Source organism: Allobosea sp. 47.2.35 (assembly GCF_024655635.1).
Lineage (GTDB): Bacteria > Pseudomonadota > Alphaproteobacteria > Rhizobiales > Beijerinckiaceae > Allobosea.
Map to the genome: position 1 here is coordinate 195,175 of NZ_JANLGI010000003.1, position 19,048 is coordinate 214,222.

Sequence of the window (19,048 nt, forward strand, 5' to 3'; positions counted from 1 at the left end):
ATTTCAGCTCGAATCCATCCGCCGCCGCGCATCGTCTCCCCGGGACAGAAAGGGGACGACATGCTCTCACTCCATCGCAATCTGCTTGGTACCGCTCTCGCCGCCATGATCATGATGACCGGGGCAGGCACGGCCCAGGCTCAGGGTTCGGCCGGCATTCCCGTCGCGAGCCTCCCGGCCGAAGCCTCCGGCGACGCCCGCGCGCCCTATGCCTGGACGGATTTCTGCAAGCGCACGCCGTCGGAATGCCGCGTCGATACCCGTGAGGCCGAACGGATCGAGCTGAACGCCAAGACCTGGAAGACGATCGTCGGCGTTAACACCAACACCAATCGCGAGATCGAGGCGATCACCGACGAGGACCATTGGGGCGTCGTCGATCGCTGGGACATCCCGACGGACGGCAAGGGCGATTGCGAAGACTACGTCCTGCTGAAGCGCAAGCGCCTGGCCGAGGCCGGCCTGCCGCGCCGCGCCATGCTCGTCACCGTCGTGATCGACGAGGAGAATGCCGGCCACGCCGTGCTGATGATCCGCACCGATCGCGGCGACTTCATCCTCGACAACAAGCGCAATGCAATCCTGCCCTGGAGCCAGACCGGCTACGTCTACGTCAAGCGCGAGTCGCAGTATCGCACGGGCTGGACCTCGCTCGGCGGCGCGCAGACCCCGACGGTCGCTTCGGTGCAGCGTTGATGAAGACCGCCGCAGCTCGGTTACGAATGCGGCCATAACGACGGCGAGGCTCGGTCACGTCCCCACCCACCCGTCCCCAAGGATCGGGTTTCGCCAAGGGCCGGCTTTCCCCAGCGGGAAGCCGGCCCGCTTCGTTTCGGGATGTCAGTCCAGCCGTTCGAGCCCGGCCGCGAACTGCCGCCAGCGCTGGACATAAGCTTTCGCCGAGGCGGTGATCCCTGCCGCCGCCTTGTCGTCGAGCGTCCGGATCGCGCGGGCCGGCGAGCCGACGATCAGCGAATTGTCGGGGAATTCCTTGCCTTCCGTCACCAGCGCATTGGCGCCGACGAGGCTGTTGCGGCCGATCTTCGCACCGTTGAGCACGGTCGCGCCCATGCCGACCAGGCTGTTCTCGCCGATCGTGCAGCCATGCAGGATGGCGCGATGGCCGATCGTGCAATTGGCGCCGACCGTCAGCGGATAACCCATGTCGGTATGGAGCACGCAGCCTTCCTGGAGATTGCTGCCCTCGCCGATGGTGATCCACTCGTTGTCGCCACGCAGCACCGCGCCGAACCAGATTCCCACTCCGGCCGCGAGCCTGACCCGCCCGATGACATGCGCATCGGGCGCAAGCCACCACTCTCCAGCCTTCGCGGTTTCGGGCCTTGTTCCATCGAGCGCATAGAGGGGCATCGGCTTGTCCTGACGGTTCGAGCCCTCAGGATTGCAGGCGGGCGGCGCCTGCCGTCAAGCGCCGAGCAGGTGCAGAAGGTCTAGCACGACCCGGCCCGAGACCAGGCTCCAGATGCCGGCCGTCAAGCCGGCGAGCATGAGGAAGGAGAACGGCCGCCCGTCGCTCTGTCGGCCCTGCACCAGGCTGCGCAGGATCAGGAATGGTGCGCTGAACACGACCACCGGCACGCTGGCGACGGCGGTGAGGCCGCCGGCCTGGAGCAGTTTGAAATCGGCGCGCCGCTCCGTGAACAGTTCGAACGCGCTCGCCAGAAGCCCTGCAAAGGCGAAGCCGAGGAACAGGGATTGCAGCGCCTCGACGGCGGAAGGCTGGATGGTCACGGACGCAAACTCTCGACCAGAGCGACGCCTGAACCTGCCGCATGGTCCACGGCCTGTGAAGGACAGAGTTTACCGATGGTTAACCCTACCGGCGCGGTTATGGTTTACGCGGCATTAAGCCGGCGGTGATTCAGTGGTTGCGACTTGATTGCAAGGCACCGGAATGACCGCATCGCTGCCCTATCACCGGCCTGGCCACCAGGCCGCCCATCTGACCTCGATGGTGCGCATGCGCCTGCAGCAGAAGGCCGCCCCTCTGCCGCGGGCAGATTGGGCGCTCCTGAAGGCGGTGCTGCTGATCGTGACGGCCGGTGCGCTGGCGACGGCGCTGGCCGTCTATCTCACCCATCGCCGCGACGAGCCGGTCACGGCGCCGCAGCCGGCCCGCGTCGGCGAAGTCGCCCTGATGATCCCGAAGGACCTCACCGGCATCGAGGATGATGGCGAGACGAGCCGACTCGTCGGCATGGTGCGGCTGCGTCTGGATTGGCCGAGCCTGGGCCCGGCCCAACCGAACAATCGCAGACGGCTGCTGATCACGCTGAGCCCGCCCGACCGGGTCAACGAGCCCGCCCGCCAGCTCGCGACCTATGCCCGCTTCCTGACGCCGACCGTCTGGTCCAATCCCGGCGGCCTCGTGGTGCGCGGCTTCCGCAAGGGCTCACCCTTCGAGAACGATGAGTTCTACGTTTCCGTCCCGGACGGCAAGGGCTTCGCCGCGCGCTGCCCGATCGATACCGGCTCCGGCCTCGAGGAGCCCTGCCGCATTACCTTCCAGCATCGCGGCATGGATGTGAACATCCGCTTCCCCCGCACCATCATCGCCGACTGGGCGCTGATGCTCGGCGGCGTCAGGCGGACGCTCGACGGGCTGATCCGCTGACGTAATCGAGGAAGCCGCACCGGCTTCCTCGCAATCGCTATGGCTGAGCGCCTCAGTCCTCGAGATCGACGTCGAGGATCGCCATGGTGAAATTGAACGAGCGGTCGCCGTCCTCGTCGTCGACATGGATGATGCCGATGAACTCCTCACCCAGATAGACCTCGGCCGAGTCGGTCTTCTTCATCCGGGCGCGCACGCTGATCGCGTGGTTGTTGAAGGTGCGGCGCAGATAGGTTTCGAGCTTGGCGAGTTCTGTCTTGTCCACGGTCCTGGATCCTTTCGAATTGGCCGGGAGCGATGCCACGGCAGGCCACGAAGGGCAAGCGAAAGCAGCCGCTGCCGGCATGGCAGGCCCCATCCAGCCGGTGGTTGTGGATGCCATGCGGAATCGTGCCATGTTCGCGAACCTCCGGAACCTTGACGGACCTTGAGACCATGAAGCCGTGGCTTGCCCCCGCCCTCGACTATGTCGTGTCCTGGCTCGATTTCCAGCGCAGCCACCACGAGCAGCCAGGCTGCGCCGTCGCAATCGCCAATGACGGCGAGATCGTGCTGGAAGCCGCCTTCGGCAGCGCTGACCTCGCGACCGGCGAAGCGCTGACGCCGCGCCACGGCTTCCGCATCGCCTCCCATTCCAAAAGCTTCACCTCGGCCGGCATCCTGCGCCTCGTCGACGAGGGGCGCCTGCGGCTCGACGACGAGGTCGGCAGCCTGATCGACGGTCTGCACCCGGAGGTTGCCAGGGTCACCGTCGGCCAGGTTCTCTCGAATAGCGCCGGTCTGACCCGCGACGGCCCCGATGCCGGCCAGTTCCTCGACCGCAAGCCCTTCTGCAGCAAGGCGGAACTGCTCGCAGATCTCGCGAAGCCCCCGGTCCTGCCCAGCTCGCAGCGCTTCAAATACTCGAACCACGGCTTTGGCCTACTCGGCCTCGTCATCGAGGCCGTGACCGGCCAGAGCTACAATGAATGGATCACCGACGAGGTCGTCGCCAAGGTCGGTCTCACCGAGACCAAGCCCGATATCGGTCTCTGGGGCCATCGGCCGATGGCGAAAGGCCATACCGGCAGGCAATTGCTCGGCCGGCGCATGGTCATCCCGGCCGATAATCATTGCCATGCCATGGCTTCCGCCACCGGCTTCGTCGGGACCGCCGCCGATGTCGCGCGCTATTTCGCGCAGCTCTCGCCCCATGCCGAGCGCAGCATCCTCTCCGCGAAGAGCCGCCGCGAGATGGTCCGCCGGCTCTGGCCGGACGACGAATCCAGCCTCGGCCGCCACTACGGGCTCGGCACGATTTCCGGTGGCGAGGGGGATTGGCGCTGGGTCGGCCACTCCGGCGGCTTCCAGGGCTTCATCACCCGCACCGCGATCATCCCGAAACAGGGCCTGACGATCTCCGTCCTGACCAATGCCATCGACGGCCTCGCACATCCCTGGCTCGACGGCGTCGCCCATATCCTGAAGGTCTTTGCCGAGCGCGGCGGCCCGTCTGCCCAGACGCGGGACTGGACCGGGCGCTGGTGGACGCTCTGGAGCGCGACCGATCTCGTCCCCGTCGCCGATCGCGTGCTCTGCGCCGCGCCTGCACTGCTCACGCCCTTCCTCGATGCCGCCGAGATCGCCATCGAAGCCCCCGATCAAGGCCGCATCGTGCGCGCCTCCGGCTTCCACAGCCCCGGCGAGACCGTCGCGCTGGAGCGCGAGGGCGGTAAGGTGCGCTCGGTCAGGATGGCCGGCTCGCGCCTGCTCGATGCAGACGCGATGCGCACCGAGATGGAAGAACGCTACGGCGGCAAGGCGGGCGTCTAGCCCGCCACGCATTCGCCGCCTTCCGGTCGCAGCCTTCGTACCGAGGGCTGGCCGATGCGTGTTCTTGCCTCGATGATCGCCGCTGTCCTGATCGCGGGAGCGACGGTCGCGCGCGCCCATCAGGCCCCGCGGGGCTGGGATTACCCGTTCTACTGCTGCCTCGATTCCGACTGCGCCCAGATCGAGGCGGAGGCCGTCCGGGAAGTCACGGGCGGCTTCGTCGTGACGATCGCGCCGGGCAAGCACCCGATGTGGTCGAGCGAGCGCAAGAAACCGCTCACGCTCGAAATCCCGCAGGACAAGGCCAAGCAATCGCCGGACGGCCACTGGCATCTCTGCATCGACGATTCCGGCGAACTGCTCTGCTTCTTCGCGCCGGGCAACGATTCCTGAGGCCGGCGACGCTCACCGCATGAAATGCAGCTCTCGAAACCGGCCACGAAACGCCGTCACGTCCTTCGCAACCGCCTCGGCCGGGCGCGAGCCGTTCAGCCCCTCGGCGATATAACCGGCGAGTTCCGGCATATCCGCCGCCGTCATGCCGAAGCGGACGATCTCCGGGGTGCCCAACCTGAGGCCGTTGACGTCGCCTTCCACCGCCGGCAACGGCAGGCCGATGCCGCAGGAGAGGATGTTGACGGCGCGCAGCTTCTTCGCCGCCGCCTGCCCGCCGCCATAGGCCGAGGCCTCGATCGCGAACTGGTGCGAGGTCGTCATGCCCCGGTCGCGGGCGAAGACCGGCACCTGCCGCTCACTGAGTGCCTCGGCCAGGGCCTTCGCCGTCTTCGCCATCTTCTGCGCATAGGCGCGGCCATGCGCCTTCCAGTCGAGCAGCGAGACGGCGAGCGAGGCCGATTTCGCGGCGTCGAAATTGGCGGTGAGGCCGGGATAGGCGATGGCGTCGAGCTTCCGGGCAATCTCGGCATCGTTGGTCACGATCAGGCCAGAAGGCGGTCCGCCCAGGCTCTTATAGGTGCTCATCGTCATCAGATGGGCGCCCTCCTCCAAGGGCTGCTGCCAGCCATGGCCGGCGATCATGCCGGACATATGCGCTGCATCGAACAGAACGATCGCCCCGATCTCGTCGGCGATGGCTCGGATCTCGCGGATCGGATGCGGGAAGAGATTGAGGCTGCCGCCGATCGAGATCAGCTTCGGCTTGAGGCGCAGCGCGTCCGCCCGCAGCTTCTCGACATCGACTGTATAGCGCACCGGATCGATCGGCGCGGGATGGGTGATGATGCCATAGAGCCCGGCCGCGCCGGCGCCGTGATGGGTGACATGCCCGCCGATCTCGCCGGGCGGCGCGATGATGCAGTCGCCTGCCTTGGCCGCGATCATGAAGGCGTAGAGATTGGCGATGGCACCGGAAGGCACGCGGATTTCGGCATATGTCGCGCCGAACACCTCCGCCGCGAGCTCGGCGGCGATGATCTCGATCTGCTCGATCGCCTCCAGCCCCATCTCGTATTTGTCGCCGGGATAGCCGAGCGAGGGCCGCGCCCCGATCCCCGCCGAGAGCAGCGCCTCGGCCTTCGGGTTCATGACATTGGTCGCCGGGTTGAGATTGACGCAGTCGCGCTCGTGGATCGTCCGATTCTCGATAGCCAGCGCATCGATCCGCGCCGCGATCGCATCGAGCGGCTGGCTCGCCGTCTCAGCCGCGACCTTGAGCACATAATCCTCGCTCGCTTGGGGAACCCAGTCGCGCCTGCCCAGTGCCGTCATCTCGCTTGTCTCCCGAACCAACCAAACCCCTTGTTACCGCCATAACAGCGGTTTGCCGGCCCGCGTGCAAACGAGTATTCATCGCTTGCAGGCTGAGGAATTCTCAGCCTCGACCTGGAGCCTCGCCTTGCCGGTCAAGCCGCCACGCCCGCGCCTGCCATCGCTCAATGCGCTCCGTGCCTTCGAGGCTGCGGCACGCCTGGAAAGCTTCGCCAAGGCCGCCGACGAGATCGGCGTCACGGCCGGCGCCGTCACCCAACAGATCAGGCAGCTCGAAGCGACCTTGGGCTTCGCGGTCTTCCGCCGCCTGCCCCAAGGCGTCGCCCTGACCGATGCCGCCCGCGAGGCCCTGCCGCGCCTGACGCGCGGTTTCGACATGCTGGGGCAGGCAGTGCAGGCTTTGCGCGAGGCACAGCCGCATCGGCCGCTCGCCATCGCAGCCCTGCCCTGCATTGCCCAGCTCTGGCTCTCGCCGCGCCTGCCCGCGCTGCAGGCCGCGTTCCCGGACCTGCAGATCTCGATCTCGGCGATGGAGGAACCGCCCGATCCGCAGCGCGATCCCTACGATCTCTCGCTGTTCTATCGGGAGGCAGCTCCACAGGGCGGTGGGGTCCAACTGGCGGGCGACGCGATCCTGCCCGTCTGCGCGCCCGCTCTCGCCGCAAGGCTCGCGACACCCGCCGATCTCACTGCGCAGACACTGCTGCACGATGCGGTCTGGCGCGGTGACTGGGCGCGCTGGCTCGCCTACGCCGCGCCGGGCACCAAGGTCGACCCAAGCCGTGGCCCAGCCTTCTCGCTTTACAGCTTGGCGCTCGATGCCTGCCTGTCGGGTTCAGGGGTCTTGATGGGGCGCATGAGCCTCGTCGCCCCCCATATCAGAACGGGGAGGCTGGTCGCGCCCTTCCCACAGGCCATGCCGACGCCGGACCGGCTGACGCTCGCGACCGCGACGGCTGCCGGCGCGCATCCGCGCCGGGCCGAGATTATGGAATGGCTCGCCGGCTCGACCGGCTGAGCGCATCAGATGTAGGCGCCGCAATCGCCGGCGAGCGTCTGGTCCATCGAGCGCGAGGGCTCGGCACAGCCCGCCTCCCCGACCACCTTCGCCGGCACGCCCGCCACGGTCTTGTTGCGCGGCACAGGCTGGAGCACGACCGAACCGGCCGCGATGCGGCTGCATTGGCCGACCTCGATATTGCCGAGGATCTTGGCGCCGGCGCCGATCAGCACGCCCTTGCGGATCTTCGGATGGCGATCGCCACCCTGCTTGCCGGTGCCGCCCAGCGTGACGCTGTGCAGCATCGAGACATCGTCCTCGATGACGGCGGTCTCGCCGACGACGAGGCCTGTCGCATGATCGAGGAAGATGCCCTTGCCGATCCGCGCCGCCGGGTTGATGTCGGTCTGGAATACCTCGGACGAGCGCGCCTGCAGGTAGAGCGCGAAATCGCGCCGGTCGCGCTTCCAGAGCCAATGCGCCAGCCGGTGGCATTGCAGCGCATGGAAGCCCTTGAAGAACAGCACCGGCTCCAGCACGCGATAGCAGGCAGGGTCGCGGTCGAGCACGGCCATCACGTCAGCGCGCATGCCGGCGCCGATCGTCTCGTCGCTGGACATCGCCTCGGCGAAGCCCTGCTCGATCAGGTCAGCGGTGACGGCGGGGTGGCCGAGCCTTGCCGCGACGCGATGCGCGACGGCGCCTTCGAAGCTCGGCTGGTTGAGAACGGAAGCGACGATCAGCGTGCCGAGCGCCGGCTCGGCGGCAACCGCTGCCTCGGCCTCGGTCCGCAGGCGGGACCAGACGGGATCGACCCGGTCGAGCCCGGTAGCGAAGTCGCGTGCTTCCACGACGGAGCGCCCTGACGGCATGGTCATTCTCCGGAAAGACGGGTTCGGCGGAAGGACAGCCTAGCGCAAGGCAGGTGTCCGCATCAAAAGCTCAGGCCGAACCGAAGTTGAATCGAAAAGCGAGGCAGCGGAATCAGAATTTCAGGGAAGATCGACAACACATTGGCGTCGCCCGCTTTTCCGGATTGCCTCTCGTCATTGCCGATGCTCTCACAAACGCGCGAGGAAGTCGAGGACGGCCTGCTTGTGGCTCTTGTCGCCGACCGCGAGATTATGGTCGCGCCCGACGATATCGAAGGACTCCGCACCCGGAATGAGCTTCGCCAGCTCCGGCCCGGAGCCCGACACATCGTCCTTGGTGCCGACGCTGATCAGGGTCGGCATCGAAATCTGCCCAACCTGCTCGGCGGTCAAGGTCTGGCGCGAGCCGCGGATGCAAGCGGCGAGCGCCTTGAGATCGCTCTTGGTCTGCTCGGCGAAAGCACGAAACATGCGCTGCATCGGATCGGTCAGGACATCGAGCGACCGCGCCTCCATCGCATCCGCAATGCCGAGAGGCAGCCCGACGCCCTCGACGAGATGGATGCCGAGCCCGCCAAGCAGCAAGGCCTCCAGCCGGCGCGGATGCGCCAGCGCCAGATGCGCCGAGATGCGCGCGCCCATCGAATAGCCCATCACCGCCGCGCGCGGGATGTCGAGATGGTCCATCAATCGGCGCACATCCTCGGCCATGACCTGCGAGGAATAGGCGGCGGGGTCGTAGAGCTTCTCGCTCTGGCCATGGCCGCGATCGTCGAGCGCGACGACACGATAGCCGGCATGGGTCAGCGTCTTCGTCCACTGGGTATTGACCCAGTTGATCATGTGCGAGGAGGCGAAACCGTGCACCAGCACGACGGTGCGGTGCTTCGGCTCGTCATTGGTCGGCGCCATGTCGATGAAGGCGATCTTCACGCCGTCGGAAGAAAAGCTCTGCATGCGGGTCTCGGATCGCAAGATCGGAACGGTCACCCTTCCCTGCCATGACCGGGCGGCTTTGGGTACCCGCCATGGCGCGGCTTGCTTATGAGCGCCCGCCATGATGAACGATGGCCCATGATCCAGCCTGCACCCCGCGAATCGTCACGCCTCGCCATCGTCGACATCGCCCGCGGCGTCGCGCTCATGGCCATGTTCGTCTACCATTTCGCCTACGACCTCTCGATGTTCAGGCTGATCGAGACCGATATCGTCGCCGAGCCGGGCTGGCGCCTGTTCGCACGCGGCATCGCCGGTACCTTCCTGACCATCGTCGGCTTCAGCCTCGTGCTTGCGACGCGCAAGGGCCTGAACCTCAAGGCCTATCTCAAGCGCCTCGCCATGGTCGCTGGCGCGGCGGCTCTCGTCACGCTCGGCACCTGGCGGTTCATGCCGGGCGATTTCATCTTCTTCGGCATCCTGCACCATGTCGCGGTCGCGAGCGTACTCGCCCTGCCCTTCCTGCGCCTGCCGGTCATCACCGTCGCGCTTGCAGCCGCGCTCGCCTTTGCGCTGCCCTCCGTCGTCGCCCATCCGCTGCTCGACCAACCCTGGGCAGCCTGGCTCGGCTTCTCGCAGGCGCCGATCCACACGGCCGATTTCGTGCCGGTCTTCCCCTGGTTCGGCTGCGTGCTGAGCGGCATCGTGCTGGCCCGCCTCATCCTGTCGCGCCTCGCCGGCACTGCGCTCGCCGGCTGGCGACCCGGAAACAAGGCGACCCGAATCGTCGCCTGGGGCGGGCGCCACAGCCTGCTGGTCTATCTCGTCCACCAGCCGCTTTTCATCGGCGCGCTGATGCTGTCGATGCAGGTCATCGCTCCGACCTCTCCGGAGGAACGCGCCTTCCGGAACGAATGCCAGCGCAGCTGCTCCGGCCCCAATGTGCCGCAGGAGATCTGCCGCATGGTCTGCGCCTGCACGGTGGACGGCCTCAAGCGCGAGCAGCTCTGGCAGAAGGCGCTCGACAACCTGCTCTCGCCGCAGGAAAGCGCCCGGATGACCGAGCTGGCGCGGGGCTGCCTGCGCGACGGGCGCTGATGCAAATTGCGCACTGGAGCATTTTCGAGCGAAGTGGATACCGGTTCGCGTCAAGAAAATGCGACAAAACAAAAGGCTAGAGCCTTTTCGCGTTTCGGAGAAATGCGGAAAGGCACTGGCGTCAGGCCGCCTCACGCGATAGGTTGCGGCCGAATTCCAGACCTTCGAAGAGCGACGACCATGGCCGCGACCGGCATCCCGCATTTCCACAATGACCCCGGCGTTCCCGTCATCAAGGTCGGCGCGCATGAGTTCATGTGCATCGGCGCCAAGCCGCCCTTCGACCATCCGCATGTCTTCCTCGACATGGGCGCGGATCACGAGATCATCTGCCCCTATTGCTCGACGCTGTTCAAATACGAGCCGTCGCTGAAGGGCGCGGCCTGCATCCCGCCGGAATGCGCCTATACCGATCCGGCCAAGGCGGCCTGAGGCTCGCCTACCGCATCCGGCGCGCGGGTTCTGAGGGGCGCCCGCGCCTCGTCTTCCAGCATCATCATCGAAGGCGTCCGATCCCGTGTCCGCTCCTCATTTCGTCATCGCCGGCGCCGGCATCGGCGGCCTGACCATGGCCCTGTCGCTGGCGCGGCGCGGCATCGCCGCGACCGTCGTCGAGAAGCGCACCGGCTTCGGCGAGACCGGGGCCGGCCTGCAGGTCACCTCCAATTCCGGCCGCGTGCTTGATGCGCTCGACCTCGCCTTGCCGCTGAAGCGCATCAGCGTCACCTCGCACGGGCTGATGATCCGGCGCTGGGCCGACGGCTCGCAGGTGCTGGAGATGCCCTCCAGCCCCGAGCGCATGCCGACACCGTTCCGCATGATGAAGCGCAACGACCTTCATACCGTGCTGCTCGACGCCGCCCGCGCCATGCCGAACATCCGCCTGATGGTCGGCCGCAGCGTCGATGAAGTCAGCCAGAACGCCGAGGGCGTCACGATCGGGCTGACCGCGCGCGACGGCGTCGGCGGCACGCTCTCCGCGCTGGGCCTGATCGGCGCAGACGGCCTGTGGTCGCGCGTGCGCGATCTCACCGGTGACGCCTCCCCGCCCGTCTTCACAGGCTACGAGGCCTGGCGCGCCGTGGTGCCGGCCCGCGCCGGCGACAAGCCGCGCGTGACGCTGCATATGGGCTCCGGTCGCCATGCCGTGCACTACCCGGTCGCTGGTGGCAAAGAAATCAACATCGTCGTCGTCCGCCAGGCGAAGGAGGCCCGCGAGGGCTGGTCCCGCGACGGCGACCGCAATGTCGTCACCGAGCATCTCGCCGGCGCCTCGCCGGCCCTGCGCGAGCTCACCGGAGCGGCCGAAGGCTGGCAGGTCTGGTCGCTCTTCGACCGCAGGCCCGCCGCCATGGCCAAGGGCCGGATCGCGCTGCTCGGCGATGCCGCTCACCCGATCCTGCCCTTCCTTGCGCAGGGCGCCTCGCTCGCCATCGAGGATGCCGCGGTGCTCGCCCGCCTGCTGGCCGAGACGCTCGGCCGCGAGGGCGCTGCCGGCGTGCCCATGGCCTTCGCCGCCTATGCGGCTGCCCGCGCCCAGCGCGTCGCCCGCGTGCAGGAGGAAAGCCGGGGCAACGGCCGCAACTACCATATGGGCTGGCCGCTCAGCATCGCCCGCGATTTCGCGCTGAAGCGGCTCGGACCGGACGGCCTGCGCAATCGCTATGGCTGGCTATATGACTGGCAGGATGCAGCCTGATCTCGTCAAAGCCGCAATCGGTTCCTATCTTTGTGCCGGAGGAAGGGACCGAAACCAGATGATCCGCGTCAATCTCTACGAGCAGCTCAACGGCCGCACCCGCGCTATGCCGCGCTGGCAGGCCTGGCTCGCCATGGCGGCGAGCCTCACCATCGGCGTCGCGCTTTTCGTGCTGGCCGCAAGCCTCGCGCTCATCCTGATCCCGGTCGTGCTGGTCGTCGGCGCGATCGCGGTCTGGCGCCTCAAGTCGAAGCTGAAGGCGGCGGGCATCGACCCCGCCAATCCCTTCGCCAACCAGCCGCGTCAACCGGATCGCGTCGAGGTCATCGACGCCGAATATCGCATCATCGAGCCGGATGAGCCGCGCCGCTGAGATTCACTATCCGCCTTTGAGCAGGATTCCAGCGACCGCGCAGGCAACCAAAACCGGAATCATGCCGAGCTTGAGGCGCAGAAGCGCAACGGCGGCCCCGGCCGCCAGCAGCGCCGCGCGCCAGTCGAGCGATCCAATCACCGGCAGTTCCGGCTTCATTCCGAGGAAGGACAGGCTGGAAACCTCGCGGAAGAGGACGTGCAGCCCGAACCAGAGCGCGAGGTTGGCGATGACGCCGACCACGGCGGCGGTGATTGCCCCGAGCGCGGCCGCTAGCCCCTTGTTTTCCCTGAGAGCCTCGACATAAGGCGCCCCGAGAAAGATCCAGAGGAAGCAGGGCGCGAAGGTTACCCAGACGGTGAGCAGCGCCCCGAGCCCGCCGGCCACGAGCGGCGGAAGGCTGCCCGGCGCCCGGAAGGCGGCGAGGAAGCCGACGAATTCAAGCACGAGGATGAGCGGCCCCGGCGTCGTCTCGGCCAACCCCAGCCCATCGAGCATCTCGCCAGCCGTCAGCCAGCCGAAGCCGTCGACAGCCGCCTGCGCGACATAGGCCAGCACCGCATAGGCACCGCCGAAGGTCACCATCGCCATCAGGCTGAAGAAGCTGCCGATCTGCGTCCAAACGCTTGCCGGACCCGTAACGAGCCAGAGCAGGGCAACCGGGGCAAGCCAGAGCGGCAGCCAGAGCGCGAGCACGCGCATGGCCTTCGCCGTGGAGGGCCGGACATGCGCAAGAGTTCCCTCGGAAAGCAGCCTATCGACCAGCCCGACGACCGGCGGTCCGGCAGCGCCGTGCCGCCCGCCCCCGCCGAACCAGTCCGGCCGGATACGGTTGCCGAGCCAGCCGACGAGCCCAGCGGCCAGGATGATCGCCGGAAACGGCGCCTTGAACAGGAAGATCGCGACGAAGGCCGCAACCGCGACGCCAACCATCGCCCTATTCTTCAGCGCCCTGCGGCTGATCCTGAGGCCCGCCTCGATCACGATGGCGAGCACCGCCGCCTTCACGCCGAAGAAGATGCCGTCGACCAATGGCACATGGCGCCAGGAGACATAGAGGATGCTCAGGCCCAGCATCACCAGCGCGCCCGGCAGGATGAAGAGCAGGCCCGCGATCAACCCACCGATCGTGCGGTGCATCAGCCAGCCGATATAGACGGCGAGCTGCTGCGCCTCCGGCCCGGGCAGGAGCATGCAGTAGTTGAGCGCATGCAGGAACCGCTCCTCGCCGATCCAGCGCCGCTCCTCGACCAGTTCCTTGTGCATCAGCGCGATCTGGCCGGCAGGCCCGCCGAAGGACAGGAAGCCGATCCGCGCCCAAACGCGCGTCGCCTCGGCCAGCGTCGGCATGCGCCCTGCCGCCGTGCTCGTTTCCACGACGTTCATCGCCGCGCCTCCCCGGCCGGCTTCGGCACCGGCCAGTTATGGGTCTCCTCGCCCGCGTCGCGGCACCAGCGATAGAAGGCGTCGTAGAGCAGCATGCCGGCTTCGAGCTGTTCGAGATCGTGCTTGTACATGCGCGACAGCCCGAGCGATGCCGCGAGCAGGCCCGCGGCTTGCGGCTCGGCTTCCAGCGTCGCTGTATCCGCCGCCCGTACGATCCGCGCCAGACGGTCGAGCGCCGGCGAAACCAGCCCGAATTCGGCGATCATCGCGTCGAAGGTGCAGAGCGGCCCGCGATGGCTCCAGAACACCCCCTCGATATCGAAGGGTGTGGCGCCGAAACGTTCGGCCACCGCCTCGACCTCGGAAGCTGCGACGAAGAGAAACACGGCCTGCCGGTCTATGAAGCGGCGGATGAGCCAGGGACAGGCGATACGGTCGATCTTCGGCCGCGCCCGCGTCACCCAGACGCTGCCGCCTGACGCTCCCGGCCGCGGCAGATGCTCCGCCGAGAACACCGTCCCCCCGGCCTGACGCCAGGCCTGATGCCCACCCTCAAGGGTTTCCGCGGGGATGCCGAGATGGCGCAGCCAGGCGGCAACACCCTCGCTGAGCTTGAGGCCGCGATGGCAGACGACCACCACGCGTCGCTGCCCGGCGAAATCAGCGCCCCAGTCGGCAACAGTGCGATAGTCGCGCCGAATCGAGCCGGGCAGGAAGACGGGATCGGCTGCGACGTCTTCGTCGATGCGGACGTCGATGATCGCCGGTGCATCGGGCAGGCCGACCAGCCGTGACAGCTGGGCGACCGTGATCTGTTCGTTGGAGGGCATGGCTTGCGTCCATCCTGAAGTGAGGAAGTTGGACGCGAACATTGGGCCGAAGCCTCACGGGGTCGTCGCGATGGAACCCCTTGATGGCGACTAAACCATGTGGGCGCGGCCGGCGTCAACGCCGGCCACGGCATCACTCGATCCGGGTGACCAGGATCTTGTCGATGCGGCGGCCGTCGAGATCGACGACCTCGAAGCGCCAATGCCCCTTGTCGAAGCTCTCGCCGACATTCGGCAGATGGTTCAACTCGGCCAGGATGAAGCCGGCGACAGTCTGGAAATCGGCGTCGCGCGGGATCGGGATGCCGAGCTCGTGGGAGAACTCGTCGACCTGCATCCAGCCGGCGACGAGATAGGAGCCGTCGGCACGGGTGACGATCGCGGGCTCGTCCTCCTCCTCCTCCTGGAAGGCGCCGATGATCGCCTCCAGCACGTCGCCGGGCGTGATGATGCCCTCGAAATGGCCGTACTCGTCGAAGACCAGCGCCATGTGCACGCGGCTGGAGCGGATCTCGCGCAGGACATGCAGCGAGTCGGCTGTGTCCATCACGATCGGTGTCTCCTGCACCAGCGCGCGCAGGTCCTGCGTGTCACCGGCCTGAAGAAACTCGATCAGGTCCTTGACCACGATCACGCCGATGATCGCATCCGCCTCGCCATCCTGCACCGGCAGGCGCGAGCGGCGGGTGGCGCGCAATTGCTGGCGGATTTCCTCGGCGCTGTCTTCGAGATCGATGACCTCGACCTCGCGGCGCGGCGTCATCAGTGCCCGGGCCGAGCGATCAGCCAGACGCATCACGCCGGCGATCATCTCGCGTTCGTCGCGCTCCAGCACGCCGGCCGTCTCGGCTTCCGCGATAATGGTGCGGACTTCTTCTTCCGTGACCTTCTCTTCGGACTCGCCCTTCTGGCCGAGCAGGCGCAGCACGGCCTTGCCGGAGACATCGAGCAGGAACACGATCGGCGCGCCGATCTTGGACAGAAGCCACATTGCCGGCGCGACACGGGCCGCCACCCGCTCTGGATCGCGCAGGGCGATCTGCTTCGGCACGAGCTCGCCAAGGATCAGCGAGAGATAGGTGATGGCGACGACCACGAGGCCGACGCCGAGCGTGTCCGATACCGATGGCGAGAAACCATGCGTGCCCAGCCATTCGGAGAGGCGCGCGCCGAGCGTGGCGCCCGAGAAGGCGCCCGAAAGCACGCCAACGAGCGTGATGCCGATCTGGACGGTGGAAAGAAAGCGACCGGGATCTTCGGCCAGGCGCATTGCGGTTGCCGCGCCCTTGCTGCCCTGATCGCTGAGAACCTTGAGGCGCGCCGTGCGGGAGGAAACCACGGCGAGTTCCGACATGGCGAGGAGTCCATTGACGATCGTCAGCGCCACGACGACCAGGATTTCGGTTAACAAAACCAGCCTGCTTGCTGCGGAACCACGACATCTGGCGGCCCGCTTCCAGCCCTCTTATAGCGGATCGCGGCTCCAACGCGATGGGCCGGACGCAAGATTCGTGAGCGGATAATGAGCAAGCCCCAGTTCTGGCAGCCAACCGCCGACCCACAAGCCGGCACCGATCCCCGCCTGCACGCGCCCTCGGCCCAGCGCAATCGCGATGCGATCCTCGCCGTACTGGCCGATATCCTGCCCTCGTCCGGGCTTGTCCTGGAGATCGCCTCCGGCTCCGGCGAGCATGCCGTGCACTTCGCCGGCGCCCTGCCCGGCCTGACCTTCCAGCCGAGCGATCCCTCGCCGGATGCGGTCGCGAGCATCGCGGCCTGGGCCGCGGAATCCGGCCTCGGCAACGTCCGCGCGCCGCTCGTCATCGATGCCACGGCACCGGACTGGCCGGTCGAATCGGCCGACGCGATCCTCTGCATCAACATGATCCATATCGCGCCCTGGGCCGCGGCCGAGGGCCTTTTCCGCCACGCGGGCCGCCTGCTGAAACCGGGCCAGCCGCTCTATCTCTACGGCCCCTATCGCCGGCCGGATCGGCCGCTGGAGCCGGGCAATGCCGCCTTCGACGAGAGTCTGCGCGGCCGCGATCCTGCCTGGGGCCTGCGTGAACTCGATGCCGTCGCGGGGCTCGGCGCAGCCAGCGGTTTTACCGCACCGGACATCGTCGAGATGCCCTCGAACAATCTGAGCGTGGTCTTCAGGAAGATTTGACTGCCCGGCTGCGCATGCTGACGAAAGGCAGAATCAGCTTGGTGCGGACGGCGGGACTCGAACCCGCAAGCCTTTGAAGGCGCAAGATTTTAAGTCTCGTGCGTCTACCAGTTTCGCCACGTCCGCAGGCGGCACAGCGATAGCGGGCAGGCGCAGCCGGCGCAAGCCTCCGGAAGTACGCTCCAGCTGCGCAGCTCTCAATGCCGGCGGGCGGGCTTGTACCACTCGACCCCGTCGGGATCGACATAGAGGCCGGGCTTCACATCCGAGCCGATGGTCTTCTCCTCCATCGGCACGCGCACCGTATCGTCGCGGTCACCGCGCTTGATATAGGGGGCAGAGCCTTGCCCGGCCTGCCCATGCCCGCCACGCCCGGCGCTGCTGGCCTGCCCGATGATGCCACGCCGCCCCGCGATCCTGTCCTGCAATTCCGTCACCGGGCGCCCGGCGAAGACGACTTTCGCCGTGCCCTCGACCACCGGCAAGGCGCGGCGCGCGGCGCCCTCGCCCGTCACGCGCACACCGATGAAGCGCGGCACATAGCTCGCCCCGCCCTTGCCGAAAGATTCCCAGCCGCCGGCCGAGACCATCTGCGCGCCGCAGCGCTTATGGCTGCGCTCGCAGGCCGCCCGCGAGCCGTAGCGCGGCGCCGCCTGCTCGAATTCGGCACGCGCGTTGCGATAGGCGAACTCGCATTGCTCCGCCGTCAGCTTGCCCGCCTCGATGCATTCGTCACGGCGCACGTAGAGCGCGCCGGGCGCCTGCGCCGCGAGATCGGAAGGTCCTGTAAGCGACAGGGCAGGTGCGAGGGCGGCGACGCGCAACAGCGCCAGGGTGGAACCCGGAATCATCATCCGGCGTAATAGAATTACAATTGTGGCTTTACCGCAGCGAGCCGGGCTCACAGCAGCGACCGCCGCGAGGCTGCGAGCTCCCGCGTCGAGCCATAGTCGATCTTGCCGTTGCCGAGCACGGGGATGGCCTGCGTCACCAGGATCGCGCGCGGCACCCATAGTTCCGGGAAGCCCTGCTCCTTCGCAGCCTCCTGCAGCGCGGCGCGGTCGGCATGCGGCGTCTCGGTCACGAGGACGAGCTGCTCGCCTTTGCGCGGGTCGGGCAACGCGACGACGACATGGTTCTGGTCCGGCCAGACCTTGGCGACCATGGTCTCGACCGCCGCCAGCGAAACCATTTCGCCGCCGAGCTTGGCGAAGCGCTTGGCCCGGCCACGGATCGCGACGAACCCGTCCTCGATCACGACGATATCGCCGGTATCGTGCCAGCCGCCTTCGGGCGGGATGATCCGGCCCGGCTGATCGGGATCGAGATAGCCGGCCATGACGTTCGGCCCGCGTACGGTCAGACGACCGCCCTCATGGATGCCCTCGACCGGCTCCAATTTCGCCTCGATGCCGGGCAGGAGCTTGCCGACCGTGCCCTCCCGGATCGCGGCCGGCGTGTTGACGGCGAGCACCGGCGAGCATTCGGTGCAGCCATAGCCTTCGAGGATCGTGGTGCCATAGGGCTCCCACATCCGCTTGGTCTCGGCCTTCACGCGCTCGGCACCGGCCACGACATAGCGCACGCTGCCGAGATCGTCCTTCTCCGCCGCGCGGGCGTAGCCTTGTAGAAAGGTATCGGTGGCGAGCAGGAAGGTCGCCTTCATGTCGCCGATCAGCTTCGGCACCTGCTTGTAGTGCAGCGGGCTCGGATAGAGCACGACCTTCATGCCATGCAGCAGCGGCACCATCAGCCCGGCCGTCAGCCCGAAGGAGTGGAAGGCCGGCAGCGGGTTCATGAACACGTCCCGCTCGGAGATCGCTCCGGCCGCATGGGCGAAGACCTGCCTGGCGTTCGAGACGATATTGGCATGGCTCAGCGCCACGCCCTTCGGTTTGCCCTCGGTGCCGGAGGTGAACAGGATCACCGCCGTATCGTTGGGCTGCGCTTCGAACGCGCGATGGACCAGCCCCGGCGCCAGGCTCTGCAAGGCGCCGAGTGCCTTGTCGAAGCTGGTGATCTGCTTGCGGACATCTTCGAGATAGATGACGCGCCGCCGCTCGCCGAGCGCCGCGATCTCGTCGTCGAGCTTGCCCTGGTCGACGAAGCGGCGCGAAGTGACGATCGTCTTGAGCTGCGCGAGTTCCGCCGCCGCACGCAGGTTGCGGACGCCGGCCGTGAAGTTCAGCAGCGCCGGCACGCGCCCATAGGCGAAAAGCGAGAACAGCGTCACCGCCATGCCCTGCATGTTCGGCAGCAGCACCCCGACCTGCTCCTTCGGCGTCGTCAGCGCCGCGAGCTTGCGCCCCAGCACCAGCGCGCCGAGCACGAGCCGGCCATAGCTGATCGGCTGGCGCTCCGGGTCTTCGAGCGCGATGCGGCCCTTGCCGTGGCGGGCGATGGTCTGAAGCAGGGCGCGAAAGAGCGTGATCCGCGCGCCCGCGGCATCGAAATTGGTGGCGGCCATGTCTGGCGCGTCTCCCGTCGGCATTTCCCCTGCCGGTCAAAC

21 protein-coding genes and 1 tRNA gene are annotated in these 19,048 nt (G+C 67.4%); 10 read left to right on the forward strand and 12 right to left on the reverse strand.

Going from position 1 to position 19,048, the window contains the following annotated elements; translation table 11 throughout:
- The first annotated feature begins 60 nt into the window (after window positions 1–60).
- Window positions 61–696 (forward strand): transglutaminase-like cysteine peptidase, encoded by a 636-nt coding sequence (locus NUV79_RS06035; RefSeq protein ID WP_257732161.1) that lies wholly within the window; start codon window positions 61–63, stop codon window positions 694–696.
- A gap of 144 nt (window positions 697–840) precedes the next feature.
- On the opposite strand, the gene NUV79_RS06040 is transcribed toward NUV79_RS06035, so the two are convergent.
- Both NUV79_RS06040 and NUV79_RS06045 read right to left on the reverse strand, forming a co-directional pair.
- Entirely contained in the window at window positions 841–1,371 is a 531-nt protein-coding gene (locus tag NUV79_RS06040; protein ID WP_257732162.1) for a gamma carbonic anhydrase family protein, read from the reverse strand.
- Between the two features lie 54 nt (window positions 1,372–1,425).
- Window positions 1,426–1,752 carry a DUF6949 family protein gene (locus tag NUV79_RS06045; protein WP_257732163.1) on the reverse strand — a complete coding sequence of 109 codons (327 nt, stop codon included), beginning with the start codon at window positions 1,750–1,752 and terminating at the stop codon, window positions 1,426–1,428.
- Window positions 1,753–1,915: 163 nt separating this feature from the next.
- On the opposite strand from NUV79_RS06045, the gene NUV79_RS06050 reads away from it, so the two are divergent.
- Window positions 1,916–2,635: a hypothetical protein gene (locus tag NUV79_RS06050; RefSeq protein WP_257732164.1), complete on the forward strand. Its 720-nt coding sequence runs from the start codon at window positions 1,916–1,918 to the stop codon at window positions 2,633–2,635.
- Between the two features lie 52 nt (window positions 2,636–2,687).
- On the opposite strand, the gene NUV79_RS06055 is transcribed toward NUV79_RS06050, so the two are convergent.
- Window positions 2,688–2,900: a DUF3126 family protein gene (locus NUV79_RS06055; RefSeq protein ID WP_199092659.1), complete on the reverse strand. Its 213-nt coding sequence runs from the start codon at window positions 2,898–2,900 to the stop codon at window positions 2,688–2,690.
- 170 nt (window positions 2,901–3,070) lie between these two features.
- Here NUV79_RS06055 and NUV79_RS06060 point away from each other — a divergent pair, with 170 nt between their 5' ends.
- Together NUV79_RS06060 and NUV79_RS06065 are read left to right on the forward strand one after the other, a co-directional pair.
- A complete protein-coding gene (locus NUV79_RS06060) occupies window positions 3,071–4,447 on the forward strand; it encodes a serine hydrolase domain-containing protein (RefSeq protein WP_257732165.1) in 1,377 nt (458 codons plus the stop codon).
- Between the two features lie 54 nt (window positions 4,448–4,501).
- Window positions 4,502–4,840: a hypothetical protein gene (locus NUV79_RS06065; RefSeq protein ID WP_257732166.1), complete on the forward strand. Its 339-nt coding sequence runs from the start codon at window positions 4,502–4,504 to the stop codon at window positions 4,838–4,840.
- A gap of 12 nt (window positions 4,841–4,852) precedes the next feature.
- Here NUV79_RS06065 and NUV79_RS06070 read toward each other — a convergent pair whose 3' ends face one another.
- Entirely contained in the window at window positions 4,853–6,175 is a 1,323-nt protein-coding gene (locus NUV79_RS06070) for a serine hydroxymethyltransferase (protein ID WP_257732167.1), read from the reverse strand.
- Window positions 6,176–6,260: 85 nt separating this feature from the next.
- Here NUV79_RS06070 and NUV79_RS06075 point away from each other — a divergent pair, with 85 nt between their 5' ends.
- Window positions 6,261–7,193 (forward strand): LysR substrate-binding domain-containing protein, encoded by a 933-nt coding sequence (locus NUV79_RS06075; protein ID WP_257732168.1) that lies wholly within the window; start codon window positions 6,261–6,263, stop codon window positions 7,191–7,193.
- Between the two features lie 5 nt (window positions 7,194–7,198).
- Here NUV79_RS06075 and cysE read toward each other — a convergent pair whose 3' ends face one another.
- Window positions 7,199–8,047 (reverse strand): serine O-acetyltransferase, encoded by an 849-nt coding sequence (cysE, locus tag NUV79_RS06080; RefSeq protein ID WP_257732169.1) that lies wholly within the window; start codon window positions 8,045–8,047, stop codon window positions 7,199–7,201.
- Window positions 8,048–8,236: 189 nt separating this feature from the next.
- Entirely contained in the window at window positions 8,237–9,004 is a 768-nt protein-coding gene (locus tag NUV79_RS06085) for an alpha/beta fold hydrolase (protein ID WP_257732170.1), read from the reverse strand.
- A gap of 117 nt (window positions 9,005–9,121) precedes the next feature.
- On the opposite strand from NUV79_RS06085, the gene NUV79_RS06090 reads away from it, so the two are divergent.
- From NUV79_RS06090 to NUV79_RS06105, 4 genes are all read left to right on the forward strand, one after another.
- Window positions 9,122–10,081, forward strand: a complete 960-nt coding sequence (locus NUV79_RS06090) for a heparan-alpha-glucosaminide N-acetyltransferase (RefSeq protein WP_257732171.1) — start codon at window positions 9,122–9,124, stop codon at window positions 10,079–10,081.
- Window positions 10,082–10,261: 180 nt separating this feature from the next.
- Window positions 10,262–10,513 (forward strand): zinc-finger domain-containing protein, encoded by a 252-nt coding sequence (locus NUV79_RS06095; RefSeq protein ID WP_257732172.1) that lies wholly within the window; start codon window positions 10,262–10,264, stop codon window positions 10,511–10,513.
- Between the two features lie 85 nt (window positions 10,514–10,598).
- On the forward strand, window positions 10,599–11,780 hold the full coding sequence (locus NUV79_RS06100; RefSeq protein ID WP_257732173.1) for an FAD-dependent monooxygenase: 1,182 nt from the start codon (window positions 10,599–10,601) through the stop codon (window positions 11,778–11,780).
- A 58-nt stretch (window positions 11,781–11,838) separates the two neighbouring features.
- On the forward strand, window positions 11,839–12,153 hold the full coding sequence (locus NUV79_RS06105; RefSeq protein WP_257732174.1) for a hypothetical protein: 315 nt from the start codon (window positions 11,839–11,841) through the stop codon (window positions 12,151–12,153).
- A gap of 6 nt (window positions 12,154–12,159) precedes the next feature.
- Here the strand turns inward: NUV79_RS06105 and chrA are convergent, their stop codons facing one another.
- The 3 genes from chrA to NUV79_RS06120 form a co-directional block, all read right to left on the reverse strand.
- Window positions 12,160–13,539 carry a chromate efflux transporter gene (gene chrA, locus NUV79_RS06110; protein ID WP_257732175.1) on the reverse strand — a complete coding sequence of 460 codons (1,380 nt, stop codon included), beginning with the start codon at window positions 13,537–13,539 and terminating at the stop codon, window positions 12,160–12,162.
- Window positions 13,536–14,369, reverse strand: a complete 834-nt coding sequence (locus tag NUV79_RS06115; protein WP_257732176.1) for a sulfurtransferase/chromate resistance protein — start codon at window positions 14,367–14,369, stop codon at window positions 13,536–13,538. The genes chrA and NUV79_RS06115 overlap by 4 nt, the downstream gene beginning before the upstream one ends.
- 133 nt (window positions 14,370–14,502) lie before the next feature.
- Entirely contained in the window at window positions 14,503–15,780 is a 1,278-nt protein-coding gene (locus NUV79_RS06120) for a hemolysin family protein (protein WP_257732177.1), read from the reverse strand.
- A gap of 111 nt (window positions 15,781–15,891) precedes the next feature.
- Here NUV79_RS06120 and NUV79_RS06125 point away from each other — a divergent pair, with 111 nt between their 5' ends.
- A complete protein-coding gene (locus tag NUV79_RS06125) occupies window positions 15,892–16,539 on the forward strand; it encodes a class I SAM-dependent methyltransferase (protein WP_257732178.1) in 648 nt (215 codons plus the stop codon).
- 39 nt (window positions 16,540–16,578) lie between these two features.
- On the opposite strand, the gene NUV79_RS06130 is transcribed toward NUV79_RS06125, so the two are convergent.
- The 3 genes from NUV79_RS06130 to NUV79_RS06140 form a co-directional block, all read right to left on the reverse strand.
- Window positions 16,579–16,665 (reverse strand) — tRNA-Leu (locus tag NUV79_RS06130).
- 71 nt (window positions 16,666–16,736) lie between these two features.
- Window positions 16,737–17,390, reverse strand: coding sequence for a DUF1190 domain-containing protein (locus tag NUV79_RS06135; protein WP_257732179.1), 654 nt, complete (start codon window positions 17,388–17,390; stop codon window positions 16,737–16,739).
- A gap of 50 nt (window positions 17,391–17,440) precedes the next feature.
- On the reverse strand, window positions 17,441–19,006 hold the full coding sequence (locus NUV79_RS06140) for an AMP-binding protein (protein ID WP_257732180.1): 1,566 nt from the start codon (window positions 19,004–19,006) through the stop codon (window positions 17,441–17,443).
- Window positions 19,007–19,048: the final 42 nt, after the last annotated feature.